The following is a 17006-nucleotide window of genomic DNA, read 5'->3' on the forward strand; positions in this document are numbered from 1 at the left end:
TTATAACATGTCAACCGAAGATACATATGATCTGCTTTTCAAAGCCCTTGGCCACCGCGCCCGCAGGCAGATGCTGGACCTGCTGAAAGACGCGCCACAGACCACGGGCGCACTATGCGATGCGCTGCCAGAGATTGACCGCTGCACTGTCATGCAACACCTTAGGGTTCTGGAAAAGGCGGGGTTGGTTGTGGTGGAACGGCGCGGACGCGAACGCTGGAACCACCTTGATGCACTGCCCATCCACGACATCCAGCAGCGCTGGATCGGGCCTTATGCGGCGCATGCGGTTTCCATGATGGCGCAGATCAGGCACGCTGTGGACGATGAAACAGGTTCAGCGACGACAGCCCGCACCAAGGACGACGACCCCGCGAAGCCATAATTCCCCCTGCCCCGTACACCCTGAAGTTGCGTCAGGGCGTGGCCCTTATGCGTTGTGCAAAGCAAGGGTCACCATCATTTCCAGCTTATACTTGTATATGCAAGTATTATGGATTACACAGAGTCCAAAGACGATTCCGCAACGGGCGGCATGCGCCAGCACGGCACGGACAACCGGAAACACATGCCCAACCGCGACAAACCGGAGAGGATGATCATGACCACACCCCTGATCGTATCGCGCGAAGAATGGCTTGAGGCCCGCAAGCGCCATCTGGAGCACGAAAAGGAAATGACCCGCATGCGTGACCGGCTCGCGCAAGAGCGCAGGGCGCTGCCGTGGGTCAGAGTCGAAAAACCCTATGTCTTTGACACGCCAGAGGGTGAGCGCAGCCTGTCAGACCTTTTCGATGGCCGCAGCCAGCTTATCATCCACCACTTCATGTTCCATCCCGACTGGGACGCGGGCTGCAAAAGCTGCTCGTTCGATGCGGACCACGCCGAAGGGGCGCTGGTGCATCTGGAAAACCACGACGTGTCATATGTGCGCGTCTGCCGCGCGCCGCTTGCAAAGATCATGGCCTACAAAAAGCGCATGGGCTGGCGGGCCAGATGGGTGTCGTCTTTCGGGTCGGATTTTAACTACGATTACCACGTTTCTTTCACGCCGGAAGACCTGGCCACAGGCGCGGTATTCTACAATTACCGGCAGGAGGAGGGGTATGACGAATTGCCCGGTTTGAGCGTCTTTTTCAAGGCTGAGGACGGCACCGTCTATCACACCTATTCAAGCTATGCGCGCGGCAATGAAGAAGTCATGGGGGCTTACATGTATCTCGACATCACCCCGAAAGGCCGCAACGAGAGCAAGATCATGGACTGGATTCGCCGCCATGATGAATACCCGACGGCACAGTGACCGCAATCGACTCTTTACCAAAACTGGAACCACGATGACCGACCTTGTGACAATCAGCCTGCCGGTCGCCGACCGCCGCAGATCGCATGATTTCTATCGCCACGCGCTTGACCTGCAAACCGTCGGCGACCTTCTGGAAGACGACCTGCCCGAGCCGCTTCAGTTCTGCGTCAATCAGGGCCTGCGCCTGATGCTTGTTCCCGACGATGGCTTCGGCTTCGTGATAGCCCCCAGAAAACCTGCCCTTGGGGGGCCGGTTGAATGCCTGCTGTCGATCAGTGTGCAGACGCAAGCCGATGTCCGCGCCCTCAGGGATAAATGGGTTGCGGCGGGGGGCAGCATTCTCAGCGAACCGTCGCAGAAGCCCTGGGGCTTCAACGGCGTATTTGCCGATCCCGATGATCACCTGTGGATGATCCTTGCCGCCCCCTGACGGCACAAACGGCACTGCGTTACTGTCCGGCCTTCAGGGATTGCGTTTGTTCCGGCCCGCGGCTGGCCAGCAGGGCGGGAAGTTTTTTCCGGATAAGGGATTTCCAGCCGGTGCCAAGAACAAGGCGCGGCACGATGGCCGAAAGCCCTTTGAAGCCTGAATGCGTGAGGCGCAGATGTGTGGCAATGCCTGCATCCTCCAGCTCGAAACTTACAAGCGTATCGATACCGCCGCCGGTCCATGTCAGCACCAGCCGCGAAGGCGCTTCCAGAACTTTCACCGTGCTCTGCACAATCCCGTCGAAGCCCGGCGCGGGTTTGGTGCGGAAGGTGAATGAATGCCCCACTTCGGGGCGGAAATCATTGGGCATCAACCATGCGGCCAATTGGTCTGAATCGATCAGCGCCGCCCACACCATGTCACGCGGGAAAGGCAGCGTCTGTTCAATGACGATGTCACGCATGGACTCCTCCTAATTCTTGCGTCTGGCAAGATGCGCGTTCAGCGCACCCAGTTTGTCGTTCCAGAAGATTTCGTATTTGGAAAGCCAGTCGGCGATAATCTGAAGCTCTGGCGCGTTGACCTGATAGTAGCGGTTCCGCCCTGCCCTGCGTTCGCTCACCAGCCCGGCCTGTTTAAGAACCTGCAAATGCTGCGACACAGCGGGCTGGCTGATCCCCAGCATCTGCGTCAGCGCCCCGACCGAGCATTCTTCGCTCAGCATGGCGTCCAGCATCTTGCGCCGCCCCGGATCGGCGACGGCGCGAAAAGGATCCTGAGAGGCGGCGATACGGCCCATGACATTCCCATCAGTGATTGCTTATGGATAACACATAGGCAATCACTGATATATAGTCAACCCTTCAGACAAATGCCCCTGCTAGATCGGCGAGACACCGAACAAAAACGCATGCAGTCCACCGATGAAGATCATATAGAGGGCAAGACCGCCGATAATGGCGATGGCGTCATTGCGGCCCCAAGGGGTTCTGGCCACAGCCACACCGCCTTCGCGCCGAAGCAGCGATTGCCGGTCCACAAAGGCCCAGACCAGAAAGCTTCCGAACAGCAACAGATGGGCCAGCGTTCCATTCGCCATCAGGTGCGCCACAGCCCAAAGCATCGTGGCGACAAGCATCGGATGGCTGACAATCTGCGCGATACGCCCTTTTATGTAGGCAGCCAGCAACAGCGGAAAGACCGGAAGCATCACAAGCAGCGCCATACGCCGCAGCGCATGAGGCGGGTAATATAGGACCACCGGGTCCTGACGCGCCAGCCCAAAGCCCAGAATGATCAGCACAAAACCTGCGCCCGCGACGGCAGTATAGCGCCACATCCACGCCCCCCTGCCGCCCCCGCGCGCGATGACCCGCGCACGGATATCCGGCATGACAATCTGGACAGAATGCATCCCGAGGAACAGAATCAGGCCGAGGATGAGAATGGTCATGACAGGCTCCGGTTTTCTGTTTGTGATATATAGTTACTTTTGTTAGAATCAATAACAAAACCGGAGAATTCATCATGACCGACCACCGCAGCAAAGTCCGTGCGCGCACTTATCAGGAAATCCGGCAGGTCGCGCGCGATCTGCTGGTGGCCGAGGGGTTGCAGGCTGTCACCATCAACGCCGTGGCGCGCCGCATGGGGATGAGCGGGCCTGCGATCTATCGCTATTATGACAGCCATGATGACCTTATCGCCGGACTGACGGCCGAGTTTTATCGCGAGGTCACAGTAGCGATAGAAGGTGCGCGCGTGTCCGGCACCGTGAACCTTGTGCCCATGAACCGCGCCTTGCGTCACTGGGCGATCACCAACAGCGCCGGTTTCCGCCTGATCTTCGCAAGCCCCCCACTGGCACCGCCCGCTGACCTGAACCCCACCCTGACCACACGCGAAGATCGTGCGGCGGCAGGTGCCTTTGGTGCGGTATTCTTTGACGAGGTTGCGGCGATCTGGGATCAGAAAGGCTTTCCAACGCCCAAGCCTGCCTCAGTGGCGCCAGCACTCTGGCACCAGCTGGAGCGTTATGCGGGCGAGACTGGCGACAGACTGCCGCCCGAGGCGATCCATGTTTTCCTCAACTGCTGGATCAGGCTTTATGGGCATCTGTGCATGGAAGTCCTGCATCAGATTGACTTCGCCATCACCGATGCCGCCCCACTATTCGAGGACTGCCTGAGAGAGCTTTGCGGGTGGCTTGAGATACCATACTGCAAGGAAAATACAGGCTGACCGCATTCCGCGCTTATCCTGCCACATCATACCCGCTGTTCACGCCCAGATGCCGCAGCTTGTCAGGGTTGCGCACGATCCACACGGCGACGATCTTGCCCGCGCGGATGCCGATGGCCGTGGTTTGCAGCACATTCCCCGGCTCTCGGGTCACGAAACCGGGCGCGCCGTTGATCAGTCGGATCGGCGGCAATGGCGGTGGTGGAAGGTGGCGTTTGCGGGCAAGGCCGACAAACAGCCCCGCCGCCCGTCTGCGACCGCGCAGCACATTGATCGCCGCAGGCACCTTGCCGCCGCCGTCGGTATGAACCTCGATCTCATCGGCAAACAGATCGGTCAGCGCCTGCATGTCACCGGTGCGGGCTGCATGCCAGAAGGCCGCGACGATCGGGGTGGTCTGCGCGGGTGGCAGGACGGGTCCGGTGTCTGCCCCCGCCATCCGCTTGCGGGCGCGTGACACAAGCTGGCGGCAGGTTGCAGGCGTACGCCCGACCACAGTTGATATCTCGTCAAAGGAATAGTCAAAAGCATCGCGCAACAAAAACGCCGCGCGCATTTCCGGTGTCAACCGGTCCAGGGTCAGGATCAGCGCGATCCCCACATCCTCGGCCACGATCCAGGCTTGTTCAGCGTCGGGCGCGCTGTCCTGCACCAGCGGCTCCGGCAGCCATGCGCCGACATAACGCTCGCGCCGGACCCGCGCGGATTTAAGGTGATCAAGGCACAGCCGCGCGACAAGCGTGCCAAGATAGCGCGACGGATCATTGATGCCAGCAAGGGGCTGCGCGGCAAAGCGTATCCATGCCTGCTGCAAGATATCTTCGGTATCCGCCACCGACCCCGTCATGCGATAGGCAAGCCCCGCCAGACGGCGGCGCTCTCGCTGGAACAGTGTCAGATACGGGTCAGCCTGCATCAGGGCGCACGGGATGAGGGGCGCGGAAGCCAACCGCAAACCGGTTCCATGCGTTGATCGCGTTGATCACCAGCGTCAGGTCCACGCATTCCTGCGGCGTGAAAACATCCGTCAGCGCAGTGTAATCCGCATCCGGCGCGCCCGTGGCCTCGATCCGCGTCAATGCCTCGGACCAGCCAAGGGCTGCACGTTCACGCGCATCAAACGCGGGGCTTTCGCGCCATGCCGCCAGCACATCCAGCTTTTGCTGGGATACGCCCGCGCCCCGTGCGTCGGGCGCGTGCATGTTCAGGCAAAAGGCGCATCCGTTGATCTGCGAAACCCGCATCTTGACCAGTTCGCGCAGCGCCAGCGGGATTGAAAGCGCCTGCGTCGCCGTCTCCAACGCCAGCATCGCCTTCGCCGCTTTGGGCGAGGCTTGCTGGTAGTTCAATCGCTCTGTCATCTGTCTCTCTCCATTATCATGTCTGACAGAAAGTAAGACGAGCTATGGGGGCGATTTGTGACAGGCCTGCGCCCGCCGCGCGGATATGCGTTGGCCAGCCGGATCAGTTTCCACATGGTTTACCATACCATCGGGCGGCGCTACTTGCTTACCAAACTCAACACAAGGCCCGTCACGCTGCCGTGAAACCAAGGCAAAACACCGCGTCCCCGATCCCTTTTTCAACAGGGCCTGTGTCTTGCGGTAGCAACACGACCGCGTCACTGATGCCCAGCGCCCGAAGTTGAGCAGGCGTGCCGCCTCGATACTCCAGATGGCCGCGCCCGATAATCGCGATCACCAGCGGCGGATCATCCACCTGACGCGCGGCGGCTATACGACACGCAAACGCGCGGTCCCAGACTTGCTGGGCGCGCACAAAACGGTCAAACGCCGGGTCCATCGGGCCTTTGGCCTGCCGGTCGGGGCGTTCGCCGCCGGTTACGTCAAACAGATAGCGGCGATATTGCGGCGTTGCGGGCACCGCAGGTGTCAGACCTTCGCGTGCGTCAGGCGCGACGCTGTCCCAGCCGCCAGCGCCGATTTCGCGCACCAGATCGCGGCGACAGTTCAGCCCAATCATTGGCAGGCGGAACATCCGGCAAAACCGGAACAAGGGCATATATAGTTCCGGCGGAAACCCCCAGACTGTGCCCCATTCCACCTGCCTTAGAAAGTCTTCCTCGCTCAGCCGGCCCGCGACCCAATCAGCCAGCACCGCATCCAGCCGCGCGGGGAACATTTCAAACCCCATTACCGCCCTGCTATGCCGTGCCACAATCCCGGCTGCGACATGAAGCTGCCATTGGTGATGGTCTGCGCGGTCATGCTGCTCGCCCAGCAGCACGACCGGGGCCTGCGCGGCGCGCGCCATCACATCTGCATGCGACATGGCGGCTCCGGTCTTCGGGTCTGTCCATTGGCCTCCGGTGTCGCTCATGCGGTTTTCCTTGCGGGTGTGGGGGCTGGTGCCAGAATGATCCTGCGCGCAATCTTCAAGCCATGCGGGGGCCTGTGCGCAATACACAGGATTGTGCAATCTGGCAATTCACGTTCAAGCACGGCCAGAAGACACTGTTCTGCATCGTGATCCAGCGCGCTGGTTGCTTCATCAAGGGCCAGCCAGTCGGGGCGCAGAAAAATAGCCCGCGCCAATGCCAGCCGCTGGCGCTCGCCGATCGACAGGCCTTGCAGACAAGCGGGGCCGTCTTGGCCCCTAAGCGGGATGCGATGCCCCAACCCAACCAGTTGCAGGACATGCGCCAAGCGGTCGCCATCCTGCGTATCGGGGTCGATTGGATATGTCAGCGCCTGCAAGATACCTTCGTTGAACAGGGCGGGCGTCTGGGGCAACGCCATGACAGGCGCATCCGGCAAAATGATCGTGCCCTGTCCATACGGCCAAAGACCAAGCAGCGCGGACAGAAACGTTGTCTTGCCCTGCCCTGACGGCCCCGAAATCCAGACATGTTCACCACGGGTGATATGTATGTCGGGAAAGGGTTGCAACGCACGCCCACCGGGGGTGTAAAGCACAAGCCCGTCACACCGCAACGTATCGTCCGTGCCATGCACAAGCGTGACATTACGCGGGGCATCCGGCATGGGTGGCGGTCTGCGCGTCAACGCAACCAGCCCGTCCAGCCGCTCGGACACCGCCACAAAGGCCGCAAGCCGGGCATATGAGAAAATGAACCAGCTTAGGGTTGTGGTGACATTGGAGAATGCGGACGCAGTCTGCATCAGCCCGCCAAGGCTGAGTGCATTTCCAAAATAGGCGGGCAAGGCCAGAAATATCGGAATACGCAGCACAGTCTGCCGATAGGGGCGCGTGAAAAGCCCCAGTATGAATTCGCGCCCGATAAGACGCGCCCAATTCGCCCGTAGCGCATCAAACCGGTGTTGAAGCCGCCGGTGCTCGGCATCTTCTCCGCGCGCCTGCGCAATCTCATTCGCCGATTCCCGAACCTGCACCAATGAATACCGAAAGTCAGCCTCGAAGCGTTCTTGCGCGAATGACAGGTTTTTCAGCGGCTTGCCAAGAAGATGTGTCACCACACTGGAAATGAAAACATACAGGAACGCAGCCAGAACCATGTATCGTGGAATGCTTACATCCCATCCCAGAAGCGAGAACGCCAACGGGAATTGGGACAACCCCCAAAGAATTGCCACATAAGAGATGATTGCGACCACCCGCGAAAGCAGATCAAGGGTGAAATCCAGCAGGTAATCGATAAACTTGCGGCAATCTTCGGCAATGCGCTGATCAGGGTTTTCAACCGGATCAGGGCTAAGACCCGGGCGCAAATGCCAATAGGCCTGTCCGTTCAGCCACATATCCAGCATCGCGTTGGTCAACACTTCACGCCAATGGATCAGCAAGCGTTTTCGCAACCAGCTTCCCGCTAAATGCGCCGAGGCAGAAGCCCCCACCAGAATGGCGAAAATTCCCATCTGATGAAGCGCACCTGCGGCATCCATTTGCTCAAGTGCATCGAAGAAATCGCGTTGCCATGTGATCTGGCGCACGGACACCCAGACCCCGAAAAACTGCAATCCAAGCACAACCAGATAGATTGCCGCCCCGATCCATGCCCGCGGGCCCGTGACAGCCAGACGGGCAAGATGCCATATCCGCCAAAAGACCTGTGCCATTCAGATCAGAAGCGCGACTGCAACGAGGCCGTAAACACACGCCCCGATCCGGTGCGCAGATCCAGCGGGTTCTGGCGCGCCACAGCCACACTGGGCGATGTCGTCACACCAATGGCAGATGTCTCAAAGTAGCGCCTGTCAAACAGGTTGGTCAGCCCGAAATTAAGGCTCGCGTTTTCTGTCAGGTTCCATGTTGCATAGACATCTACCAGACCGTAGCCCGCCGGTTTGAAACCATCGGGATCTGCGGTGCGCGACACGCCCTTGGCAAAGCGCGATCTGAATTCCAGGGTTACATTCTGATCGGGCATTTCATAAACCAGCCCGAATTCGCCACGCAAAGGCGGCAGGTCTGCCGGTGCTTGTTCGGATGTTGGTGTTGCGCGTTGTGTCCCGCGCTGCCAGATTGCCGAACCACTTGCCGTAAGCGTGTCGGAAAGCGCCCATTCCCCCGAAACTTCCACACCGTAAACACGCCGCTTCGAGATATTTCGGTATGTATACTGGTTGGTGCCCGGCGGATTGTAAAAGCTCTGGATAAAGTCGCTATAGCGGGCGTCAAAGCCGGATACCGACACAAAACCTTCGGCAAACTGTGCCCTTGTGCCAATCTCAAGGCTGCGCACGGTTTCCGGCCGCAGATCAGGTGCGGGGATCAGGTCGAAGAACGCGCCGGGCAGCGATGTATAAAGCTGCTGCGCCGTTGGCATCTTGAAACCCTGACCGGCATTGGCCCAGACCGACCAGTTCTCATCTACGCGCCACAAGGCACCAAGGCTTGCCAGCAACCGCGCGTCAGAACGCTTGCGCGGCTCGAAACCGGGAACAAGCACATAGTCGGCGTTCGCGCGCGGCTTGATGGAATAGGTCGCGTAGCGAAGCCCGGGTGTCAGCTCAAACCGGTCACCGAATTCCATACGGTTCTGAAGGTAAATGTCGGCCCTGCGCGTGGTGGCATTGGCAAAATTGAACCCGCCTGCCCTGCGTTCGGTCGTCGCCCCCGTGGTCAGGTTATAAACCCTGTCGATACGTTCGTAATCGGTGCGTGTCAGGTCGGCATCCAGTCCGATAGTCAGGTTGTGGCGCACAGCACCGGTCACAAACGCGCGCTCTGCCCGCAAATCGAATTCAAGGAATTCTTCAGAATAGGACAGGCTGTCTTCGGTGCGAAGCGCATCGCCCGTGGCTGAAGTGCTGAAACGTGTGCCGGACCGATTGTAGCGGTGGGGGGTGAAGGCAAGTGTCGCCGAAAGTTCATCAACAAGGCGGTTTTCGGGGGTCCATGTGTAATCCACGGCGTAGCGCCGCCGCTTTGTTTTCAGGCGACGGTCATAGGCATGGTTCACCTCTCCCGTTGCGACGCCCAGCGTGTTATACACAGGCCCAAGTGACTGATTAAACGCGACATCTGTTGTCCGGTCCATCACGTCAATTGAAAACATGAACCGGTGCTCGGTCGTGGGGCGCCATTCCAGTTTTGCAAGTCCGCGATAGGTCAGAACATGCGTCGGGTCGAATTCGTTGCACGGTGTGGCCCCGAACGCGATATTGCGCGGACACGTCCCGCCATGAACATCCGAATACAGCCCGCCATTTGGCCGCGCATTCGACACCCGCGGCTCACGGGCCTTTGTCCGGGCAAGACCGGCCATAACGGAAACGGACTCTGACAGCCATTGCGCAAAACTGATCGCTGCGGAATTCTGTCGGGTCAAGCTGTCATACCCGATGCGCGCGGTCCCTGCCCTGTCCTGACCTTGCAAAATATCTTCCGGGTCGGTGGTGCGCATGGCCACAACGCCCCCCAGCGCATCCGCGCCCCAGATCACGGATGCCGGCCCGCCAATGGCCTCGACCCGCTCAACGAAATTAAAATCCATATAGTCACGGCCCACATCAGTGATGCTTTCTGCCACGCGTGATCCGTCGATCAGGGTCAAAACCCGATTGCCGCCCACACCACGCATATTGAAGCCAGAAAAATCATTGAAGGGCTGTGTCGCATTGATCTGCCTGTCCACTGTCAGGGCGGGGACGTAGCGGCTAAGCTGCTGCATGTCACTGATCGCGTGCGTTTCGATGACAGACCCATCCACAACGGTTACGCTTGCCGGCGCATCCAGAACTGTTTGCGCCGCGCGCGTCAGATACAACGTGATCGTGCCCAGCACGCCGGGTGATGCGGTGTCATCCGCCAATGTCTGGGCAATGACACCACCTTGCGGAACCCAAAGCACGGCCGACGACAATAGCAGCGCTGCGCGCGCGGTTGAGCGAACACTCATTAAGACAACTCCTGCCAGAACGCCCTGAGGGCGATAGGATTACAAGCTGGCAGATGCTGGCTGTGAAACCGCGCGAAACGTCGCCCGGAAGTTCATCTCTTGTAGCGTGGGTCACAGGCCAATGAGATGTGAAGCGATTCACTATTGAAACAGTCAGGTAATGTCAACTACGCGTGAACGCGCGGTATTGCGCAGCTTTGGCGAAGGGGTGCTGCCGGCTGCCTTGCGGGGCTGCGCGATGGGACCGGGTGCAGTTAATCGGCACATCCTTAGCACCTGAATTGGTAAGTTAATTTTACCGAACACCCCCTTAAAGTGATATCCTGTCTAATTCAGCAAGGTATGAGTAATTTTATTGCGCGGCTGTGGCGCTTTTCTCTTAACGAATTACCCCCGAAACGGGTGGATATCGGAACGGACGTCCAACAACCGGAGGAGAAAACAAAAATGAAAAAACTACTTATCACAACAGCCCTGAGCGCCAGCCTTGTGGCAGGTGCCGTTCAAGCGCAGGAACGCGTTCGCTGGCAGGTGCCCATGGCATTTCCGTCCACGCTTGCGGGCTTGGCGGACGCCATGCCATGGATGGCCGACCAGATGCGTGCAATGACCGACGGGGCGATTGACCTGCGCGTTGCAGAACCGGGAACTGTTGTGCCGGCACTGGCGGCGTTCGACGCGGTCAGCGACGGATCGATTGACGCGGCCTATTCATGGATGGGGTATGAACTGGGATCGCTGCCTTCCGCGTCATTGTTCGGGGCAACGCCGTTTGGCCTTGAATCGATCGAATATCTGGCATGGTTGTATTTCCATGGCGGGCGCGAATTGATGACCGAAGCGTATGAGCCGTTCAACATCCATATCATTCCCTGCGGCACAATCAGCCCTGAAACCGCTGGCTGGTTCCGCAGCGAACTGGAAAGCGTCGCAGATTTCGAAGGTATGCGCTTCCGTGCCGCGGGCATTGGCGGCGAAATCATGATGGAGCTTGGCAAATCTGTCACCATGTTGCCCGGCGGCGAACTGTATCAGGCCCTTGAAACCGGCGTGCTGGATGCAACCGAATTCTCGTTGCCATCGGCAGACCTTCAGCTTGGTTTCTATCAGGTGGCCAGTTACCTGTATCTTCCCGGCTGGCATCAGCCATCCACCAATCAGGCGCTATATGTGAATATGGACAGCTGGAACGCGCTGAACCCGCAGACCCAGGCCATGTTCGAGACAAGCTGCATGGCCGCAAACGCCTATGCGATTGCAAAAGCCGAAGCCATGCAAGGGCCTGCGCTGATAGAGCTTGAGGAAAAAGGCGCGATCATCAACACCTATCCTGATGAATTCATCGCAGCATTCCGCGAGGCGCATAACACTGTGATCGCGCGCCGCTCGGCAGATGATGAAATGTTTGCGCGCGTCTATAACTCGATGATGGACTTCCAGGCGCTGAACCGTCCGTGGAAAGAACAAGGCTACCTGCCGCGCGACTGGCAGACCCGCATCGGCGAATAAACCTTATCTGAACGCACCAAGGCCGCGCCCTGTCACAGGGGCGCGGTCATGACTGAACAGGGCACTGACGCGGCCCTTGTCCGCTTGCAGACAGGACACAACAACATGAGCCAGCAACAACACCCCGAGATCAATCTGGACCTTGAACAGGTCGAAGATGCGGGCGCACGCAGCCACGGGCTGGATTTTCCGCACACATGGCTTTCCGACCTGATCGAGAAAGCGCTTGAACTGCTGTCATATGTGCTGAATTCCATCTGGATCGTGCTGATCGTGATCATCGTGTCCAATGTGATCATGCGCTATGCGCTGAACGTCAATTACATCTGGATCGAAGAAGTGCAGTGGCACATGTATGCCGTGGGCTTCATGTTCGGGATCGGCTATGCGCTGATGCATGATGCGCATGTCCGCGTTGACGCGCTTGCGGCCGGTTTCCGCATCAGAACGCGCGCGTGGATCGAGTTGATCTCGATTGTCGCGATCATCCTGCCCATGTGCTGGATCATCATCAGTTATGGAATCCCCTTTGTCGAAGCGTCCTATAACCGGGGTGAACGTTCATCGGCACCGGGGGGGCTGGCCAATCGCTGGATGATCAAAAGCGTCATCGTGCTGGCCTTCGCCTATATCGGCCTTGCAGCTTTTTCACGAATGCTGCGGGTGACAGCACTGCTTTTCAACTTTCCGCGTCCCAAGGCCGCGCAATAATGACCGCGCCGTTGAGTGTTCAGCACGCATCGCCGCGTTACATCACAGGGAATATGGGATGGAAGTGAACGAAATTCTTGTCGTGGCGATGTTGGTGTCCTTCATCGCACTGATTTTCACAGGAATTCCCGTCGCATGGGCGCTTGCCGGTGTCTCGATCGGGTTCAGCTTCATCGCGATTTTCGGCTTTGAATGGTTCAACTGGGACACCTATTTTCTGACCGATTTCCGCATCTTCAGTATCTTTGTGCAACGCATCTGGGGCCAGATGTCCAACTGGATTCTGGTCGCATTGCCGATGTTCATCTATATGGGCCTGATGCTGGAACGTTCGGGCGTCACAGAAAAGCTGATGTCGAATTTTGTCCAGCTTTTCGGGCGTTTCCGCGGCGGGCTGGCGCTGGGGGTGGTGCTGATCGGCATCCTTCTGGCGGCATCAACGGGGATCGTGGGTGCATCTGTTGTGTTGCTGGCGCTGTTGTCCATGCCGATCATGCTGCGACAGGGCTATAACAAGGGCTTTGCGTCAGGCGTGGTGTGTTCTGCGGGGACACTTGGGATTTTGATTCCGCCCTCGATCATGCTGATCATCATGGCCGACCAGATGTCTGTATCCGTGGGTAACCTGTTCATGGGCGCCCTGATACCGGGGCTGATGCTGGGTGTGTTCTATATCATCTACATCATGGGTGCCGCGACATTCTTCAAGACGCTGGCCCCCGCACCCACCGACTTGCCGCCGGTGACCGCGAAGCTGGTTCTAAGCACATTGCTTGCGGTGCTGCCCCCCTTGCTGCTGATCTTTGCGGTGCTTGGGTCCATCTTCTTTGGCATCGCCACACCGACCGAAGCATCCGGCGTCGGGGCCTTCGGGGCAACGCTGCTGGCGGCGGCCAACGGGCGCCTGACGCTGACCGTGCTGCGCGAAGTCGGCATGAAAACCACGCTGACCACGGCCTTCATCTTTGGCATTTTCCTTGGGGCCACCATGTTTGCCGTGGTCATGCGCCAGCTGGGCGGGGATGAGTTTATCACACAATCGCTGAACTCCCTGCCCTTCGGGCCATCGGGGATTGTCCTGACGATCCTTTTCATCGCCTTTCTTGCGGGGTTCTTTCTGGACTGGCTGGAAATTTCGCTGATCATGCTGCCGCTGGTGTCACCCGTGGTTGTGTTGCTGGGGTTTGACCAGATCTGGTTCATCGTGCTGTTTGCCGTGGTGCTACAGACATCGTTTCTGACGCCGCCAGTGGGGTTTTCATTGTTCTATCTGCGCGGCGTTGCACCGCCCAGCGTGACGATTATTGACATCTACAAAGGCGTCATCCCGTTTGTGCTGTTGCAGATGCTTGCGGTGCTGATGGTGTTCATCTTCCCGCAACTTGTGCTGTGGCTGCCCGACCGGCTGCTGTAATTCCTGTGCCGCCAGTTCGCATGGCGTAGCGGACCCCGGCCAATGTGCCGGGGTCTGTGCGCCAATCAGCACAAATGCCGGCAAGTTGGGCTTCCATTTCGCGGCCTGACATGGCACGACATCGGCAAAACTTTACAAGGGCCTGCACTATGACATCTGCTTATTTTCCTGTCGCCCGCATGCGCCGCTTGCGCCGGACCCGTGCCTTGCGCGACATGGTGCAGGAAAACGGGCTGTCCCCACGCGACCTGATCTGGCCGGTCTTCATCCGCGACGGCCACGCAATCGCCGAACCCATTGCCTCCCTCCCCGAGGTGGAGCGGCTGTCGCTTGACAAGCTGCTGCCCGCGGCCGAGAAAGCCCACAAACTTGGCATTCCCGCGATCTGCCTGTTTCCCTATACAGATCAGTCGCTGCGCACTGAAACCTGCGAAGAAGCCTGGAACCCCGAAAACCTGACCAACCGCGCGATCCGCATGCTGAAGGCGGAATTTCCCGAATTGATGGTCATGACGGACATCGCGCTGGACCCCTATAATGCAAACGGCCATGACGGGTTTGTCGTGAATGGCGAAATCGTCAATGATGAAACCGTTGAAGCGCTGGTCAAGATGGGGCTGGCGCAGGCAGATGCGGGTGCCGATATCCTTGGCCCCTCTGACATGATGGACGGGCGCATCGGCGCGTTGCGCGACGCACTGGAAGCGCAGGGTCACAAGGATGTTGCGATCCTGTCCTATGCGGCAAAATTCGCCAGCGCGTTCTACGGCCCGTTCCGGGATGCCGTGGGCGCGTCAGGGCGACTGGTGGGCGACAAGGCGACCTATCAGATCAACCCTGCCAACCGCGAAGAGGCGCTGCGCTGCGTTGCCCGCGATCTGGCGGAAGGCGCGGATATGGTGATGGTCAAGCCCGGCATGCCCTATCTGGACATTTGCCGCGCGGTCAAGGACCAGTTCGGCCAGCCCACATTCGCCTATCAGGTCTCGGGCGAATACGCGATGCTGATGGCGGCGGCCCAGAATGGCTGGCTGGACCGCGACAAGGTGATGTTAGAGAGCCTGATGTCGTTCAAGCGCGCGGGCTGCGATGGTGTTCTGACCTATTTTGCCCCGCGCGTGGCGCAAGCATTGGCGGAATGAACCGCAAAAACGCGTGCAACGACAGGCAGGACTGCGCGCATGCGTTTGATTTTGCCTTCAAATGGATGACAAAGCGCGACATTCCCCTTATCATGTCGCTCACAAAAGGGCGCGGATCAACCGCGCGGTCACAGGCTGCCCTGAAGGGCAAGAACAAAAGGCAAACAGAGCAATGGAACAAATAACCCGTCGAAACATACTTCTTGGGACAGGTGCGACAGCCTTGCTGGCTGCATGCGGCAACCCCATTGGTGGGCAAGGCGCAGACGTATTGGATGCCCGCGTTGACACAGCGCGCGATTTCCTGCGCGACACCTACCCGTCGCTGAATGAACTATTCACGAATGCGCGCGGCATTCTGTATATTCCGGTTGTCACCGAAGCGGGCCTGTTCGTTGGCGGGGCCTATGGTCGCGGTGCATTGCGCATTGACGACATGACGGTTGATTATTATTCGGCCACGCGCGCCAGTTTCGGGCTGCAAGCGGGTGCGCAACAATATGCACATGCGTTGTTTTTCATGACTGAACAGGCCCTGCAAGATTTCCGCATGTCCGAAGGCTGGGCCGCAAGCGCCGATTTGCGCTATGCAACCCCCACTCAGGGCGGGTCGATGGGCGCAGAAACCACAACCCAGTTCGCGCCGGTCATTGCCGTGGTGTTTGGCCAATCCGGCATGTTGGCAGGCGCGTCACTGTCGGGTGTGCGCTATTCGCGCATCATTCCCTGATCGCAGCACAAAGCGGGCCTTGGCGCTGATGCTGCGCTGGGGCCTTCGCATATGCCCGTTCGGGCATAGGCGCGTCCCACGCGCCGCTGTTCATTCAGACCAGATGTTCAGACAAAGCGGCCGCGCCCTGCGTGTATGGGCTTTTGCCTGAAACCGGGTTTGGCCCGGTCACGGCGTGCGCAGCGATGCCATATCTTCGGGCGTGCCGAAATTGCGGGTCTCCGCGCCCTTGGCGATACGCTTGATCATGCCCGACAGCGCTTTTCCTGCACCGATTTCCCAGAACTCGGCCACACCTTGATCCGCCATCCAGGCGACCGACTCGCGCCAGCGGACAGACCCTGTGACCTGCGCAATCAACAGTTTGCGGATGTCTTCGGGGTCACTGACCGCTTGGGCACGAACATTCGCAACCAGCGCCACCTTGGGCGCTTGCAGTGCGACATCGGCCAGCGCGTCCGCCATACGATCTGCGGCAGGCTGCATCAGCGTACAGTGAAACGGGGCAGAGACTGGCAACAACATGGCACGACGTGCGCCGCGCGCTTTCGCAATGTCAACCGCACGTTCGACCGCGTCCTTATGGCCTGACACCACAACCTGCGCGGGGTCATTGTCATTTGCTGCCTGACAGACCTGGCCTTGCGCCGCTTCGGCGGCCACGTCGGTGACAGTTGCAAAATCCAGCCCCAGAAGCGCGGCCATAGCACCCTGACCCACCGGAACCGCCGCCTGCATGGCCTGCCCGCGAATGCGCAACAGCCGCGCTGCATCGGCTATCGTCAAGGCCCCGCTGGCCGCCAGCGCGGAATATTCGCCCAGCGAATGCCCCGCAACGAAGGACGCATCGGTAATGGCAACCCCCTCAGCTTCCATCGCGCGCAGGGCCGCAAGGGATGTGGCCATCAGGGCGGGCTGGGCATTTGCCGTCAGTGTCAGATCGGCAATATCGCCGTCCCAGATCAGGCTGGACAGCTTTTCGCCCAGCGCCTCATCCACTTCCTGAAACACGGCCATCGCCGCCGGATAGGCCGCAGCCAATGCCTGCCCCATACCAATGGTCTGGGCACCCTGCCCCGGAAAAACGAATGCGCGGCTCATATGGCTCTCCTCGATCACAAACTGCGCCAGACATGCCGCAATCCCATCCGTTGCGCAAGCATGGCCAGTTTCATCTTGG

At 59.1% G+C, this 17006-nt stretch carries 18 protein-coding genes; 9 read left to right on the forward strand and 9 right to left on the reverse strand.

Going from position 1 to position 17006, the window contains the following annotated elements; genetic code table 11:
- Positions 1-7 precede the first annotated feature (7 nt).
- The 3 genes from P8S53_RS12510 (at position 8) to P8S53_RS12520 (ending at position 1736) form a co-directional block, all read left to right on the forward strand.
- Complete coding sequence (locus P8S53_RS12510; protein WP_277804300.1) at positions 8-385, forward strand: helix-turn-helix transcriptional regulator; 378 nt, start codon at positions 8-10, stop codon at positions 383-385.
- 108 nt (positions 386-493) lie between these two features.
- Positions 494-1303, forward strand: a complete 810-nt coding sequence (locus tag P8S53_RS12515) for a thioredoxin family protein (protein WP_277804301.1) — start codon at positions 494-496, stop codon at positions 1301-1303.
- Between the two features lie 34 nt (positions 1304-1337).
- Positions 1338-1736 (forward strand): VOC family protein, encoded by a 399-nt coding sequence (locus tag P8S53_RS12520; protein ID WP_277804302.1) that lies wholly within the window; start codon positions 1338-1340, stop codon positions 1734-1736.
- Between the two features lie 19 nt (positions 1737-1755).
- On the opposite strand, the gene P8S53_RS12525 is transcribed toward P8S53_RS12520, so the two are convergent.
- The 3 genes from P8S53_RS12525 to P8S53_RS12535 all read right to left on the reverse strand — a co-directional run bounded on the left by P8S53_RS12525 (position 1756) and on the right by P8S53_RS12535 (position 3189).
- Positions 1756-2199 carry an SRPBCC domain-containing protein gene (locus P8S53_RS12525; protein WP_277804303.1) on the reverse strand — a complete coding sequence of 148 codons (444 nt, stop codon included), beginning with the start codon at positions 2197-2199 and terminating at the stop codon, positions 1756-1758.
- Positions 2200-2208: 9 nt separating this feature from the next.
- Positions 2209-2535, reverse strand: coding sequence for a helix-turn-helix transcriptional regulator (locus P8S53_RS12530; protein ID WP_277804304.1), 327 nt, complete (start codon positions 2533-2535; stop codon positions 2209-2211).
- 81 nt (positions 2536-2616) lie between these two features.
- The gene (locus tag P8S53_RS12535; protein ID WP_277804305.1) at positions 2617-3189 is read right to left on the reverse strand and encodes an NnrU family protein; all 573 of its coding nucleotides are present in this window, start codon (positions 3187-3189) and stop codon (positions 2617-2619) included.
- Positions 3190-3263: 74 nt separating this feature from the next.
- Between P8S53_RS12535 and P8S53_RS12540 the strand changes: the two genes are divergently transcribed.
- Positions 3264-3977: a TetR/AcrR family transcriptional regulator gene (locus P8S53_RS12540; RefSeq protein ID WP_277804306.1), complete on the forward strand. Its 714-nt coding sequence runs from the start codon at positions 3264-3266 to the stop codon at positions 3975-3977.
- Positions 3978-3990: 13 nt separating this feature from the next.
- Here P8S53_RS12540 and sigJ read toward each other — a convergent pair whose 3' ends face one another.
- From sigJ to P8S53_RS12565, 5 genes are all read right to left on the reverse strand, one after another.
- Positions 3991-4893, reverse strand: a complete 903-nt coding sequence (gene sigJ, locus P8S53_RS12545) for an RNA polymerase sigma factor SigJ (protein ID WP_277804307.1) — start codon at positions 4891-4893, stop codon at positions 3991-3993.
- Positions 4883-5338: a carboxymuconolactone decarboxylase family protein gene (locus P8S53_RS12550; protein ID WP_277804308.1), complete on the reverse strand. Its 456-nt coding sequence runs from the start codon at positions 5336-5338 to the stop codon at positions 4883-4885. The genes sigJ and P8S53_RS12550 overlap by 11 nt, the downstream gene beginning before the upstream one ends.
- Before the next feature lie 172 nt (positions 5339-5510).
- Entirely contained in the window at positions 5511-6317 is an 807-nt protein-coding gene (locus P8S53_RS12555; protein ID WP_277804309.1) for a ChaN family lipoprotein, read from the reverse strand.
- Positions 6314-8035: an ABC transporter ATP-binding protein/permease gene (locus tag P8S53_RS12560; protein ID WP_277804310.1), complete on the reverse strand. Its 1722-nt coding sequence runs from the start codon at positions 8033-8035 to the stop codon at positions 6314-6316. The genes P8S53_RS12555 and P8S53_RS12560 overlap by 4 nt, the downstream gene beginning before the upstream one ends.
- A 5-nt stretch (positions 8036-8040) precedes the next feature.
- Positions 8041-10320 (reverse strand): TonB-dependent receptor domain-containing protein, encoded by a 2280-nt coding sequence (locus P8S53_RS12565; RefSeq protein WP_277804311.1) that lies wholly within the window; start codon positions 10318-10320, stop codon positions 8041-8043.
- Positions 10321-10767: 447 nt separating this feature from the next.
- Here P8S53_RS12565 and P8S53_RS12570 point away from each other — a divergent pair, with 447 nt between their 5' ends.
- From P8S53_RS12570 to P8S53_RS12590, 5 genes are all read left to right on the forward strand, one after another.
- Positions 10768-11829: a TRAP transporter substrate-binding protein gene (locus tag P8S53_RS12570; protein WP_277804312.1), complete on the forward strand. Its 1062-nt coding sequence runs from the start codon at positions 10768-10770 to the stop codon at positions 11827-11829.
- A 48-nt stretch (positions 11830-11877) separates the two neighbouring features.
- On the forward strand, positions 11878-12540 hold the full coding sequence (locus P8S53_RS12575) for a TRAP transporter small permease subunit (protein WP_277804313.1): 663 nt from the start codon (positions 11878-11880) through the stop codon (positions 12538-12540).
- Positions 12541-12598: 58 nt separating this feature from the next.
- Positions 12599-13954, forward strand: coding sequence for a TRAP transporter large permease subunit (locus P8S53_RS12580; RefSeq protein WP_277804314.1), 1356 nt, complete (start codon positions 12599-12601; stop codon positions 13952-13954).
- A gap of 149 nt (positions 13955-14103) precedes the next feature.
- Complete coding sequence (gene hemB, locus P8S53_RS12585; RefSeq protein ID WP_277804315.1) at positions 14104-15096, forward strand: porphobilinogen synthase; 993 nt, start codon at positions 14104-14106, stop codon at positions 15094-15096.
- A gap of 172 nt (positions 15097-15268) precedes the next feature.
- Positions 15269-15826, forward strand: a complete 558-nt coding sequence (locus P8S53_RS12590; protein ID WP_277804316.1) for a YSC84-related protein — start codon at positions 15269-15271, stop codon at positions 15824-15826.
- A 168-nt stretch (positions 15827-15994) separates the two neighbouring features.
- On the opposite strand, the gene fabD is transcribed toward P8S53_RS12590, so the two are convergent.
- On the reverse strand, positions 15995-16927 hold the full coding sequence (fabD, locus tag P8S53_RS12595; protein WP_277804317.1) for an ACP S-malonyltransferase: 933 nt from the start codon (positions 16925-16927) through the stop codon (positions 15995-15997).
- Positions 16928-17006: the final 79 nt, after the last annotated feature.

Source organism: Roseinatronobacter sp. S2 (assembly GCF_029581395.1).
In the GTDB taxonomy this organism is placed as follows: Bacteria; Pseudomonadota; Alphaproteobacteria; order Rhodobacterales; family Rhodobacteraceae; genus Roseinatronobacter.

Bases quoted from the DNA above. Each gene is read 5' to 3' on its own strand.
- P8S53_RS12560 (WP_277804310.1), bottom strand. From the start codon at position 8,035: ATGGCACAGGTCTTTTGGCGGATATGGCATCTTGCCCGTCTGGCTGTC.
- P8S53_RS12540 (WP_277804306.1), top strand. From the start codon at position 3,264: ATGACCGACCACCGCAGCAAAGTCCGTGCGCGCACTTATCAGGAAATC.
- P8S53_RS12580 (WP_277804314.1), top strand. From the start codon at position 12,599: ATGGAAGTGAACGAAATTCTTGTCGTGGCGATGTTGGTGTCCTTCATC.
- P8S53_RS12510 (WP_277804300.1), top strand. From the start codon at position 8: ATGTCAACCGAAGATACATATGATCTGCTTTTCAAAGCCCTTGGCCAC.
- P8S53_RS12550 (WP_277804308.1), bottom strand. From the start codon at position 5,338: ATGACAGAGCGATTGAACTACCAGCAAGCCTCGCCCAAAGCGGCGAAG.
- fabD (WP_277804317.1), bottom strand. From the start codon at position 16,927: ATGAGCCGCGCATTCGTTTTTCCGGGGCAGGGTGCCCAGACCATTGGT.
- hemB (WP_277804315.1), top strand. From the start codon at position 14,104: ATGACATCTGCTTATTTTCCTGTCGCCCGCATGCGCCGCTTGCGCCGG.
- P8S53_RS12535 (WP_277804305.1), bottom strand. From the start codon at position 3,189: ATGACCATTCTCATCCTCGGCCTGATTCTGTTCCTCGGGATGCATTCT.
- P8S53_RS12575 (WP_277804313.1), top strand. From the start codon at position 11,878: ATGACTGAACAGGGCACTGACGCGGCCCTTGTCCGCTTGCAGACAGGA.
- P8S53_RS12520 (WP_277804302.1), top strand. From the start codon at position 1,338: ATGACCGACCTTGTGACAATCAGCCTGCCGGTCGCCGACCGCCGCAGA.
- sigJ (WP_277804307.1), bottom strand. From the start codon at position 4,893: ATGCAGGCTGACCCGTATCTGACACTGTTCCAGCGAGAGCGCCGCCGT.
- P8S53_RS12525 (WP_277804303.1), bottom strand. From the start codon at position 2,199: ATGCGTGACATCGTCATTGAACAGACGCTGCCTTTCCCGCGTGACATG.
- P8S53_RS12515 (WP_277804301.1), top strand. From the start codon at position 494: ATGGATTACACAGAGTCCAAAGACGATTCCGCAACGGGCGGCATGCGC.
- P8S53_RS12565 (WP_277804311.1), bottom strand. From the start codon at position 10,320: ATGAGTGTTCGCTCAACCGCGCGCGCAGCGCTGCTATTGTCGTCGGCC.
- P8S53_RS12570 (WP_277804312.1), top strand. From the start codon at position 10,768: ATGAAAAAACTACTTATCACAACAGCCCTGAGCGCCAGCCTTGTGGCA.
- P8S53_RS12530 (WP_277804304.1), bottom strand. From the start codon at position 2,535: ATGGGCCGTATCGCCGCCTCTCAGGATCCTTTTCGCGCCGTCGCCGAT.
- P8S53_RS12590 (WP_277804316.1), top strand. From the start codon at position 15,269: ATGGAACAAATAACCCGTCGAAACATACTTCTTGGGACAGGTGCGACA.
- P8S53_RS12555 (WP_277804309.1), bottom strand. From the start codon at position 6,317: ATGAGCGACACCGGAGGCCAATGGACAGACCCGAAGACCGGAGCCGCC.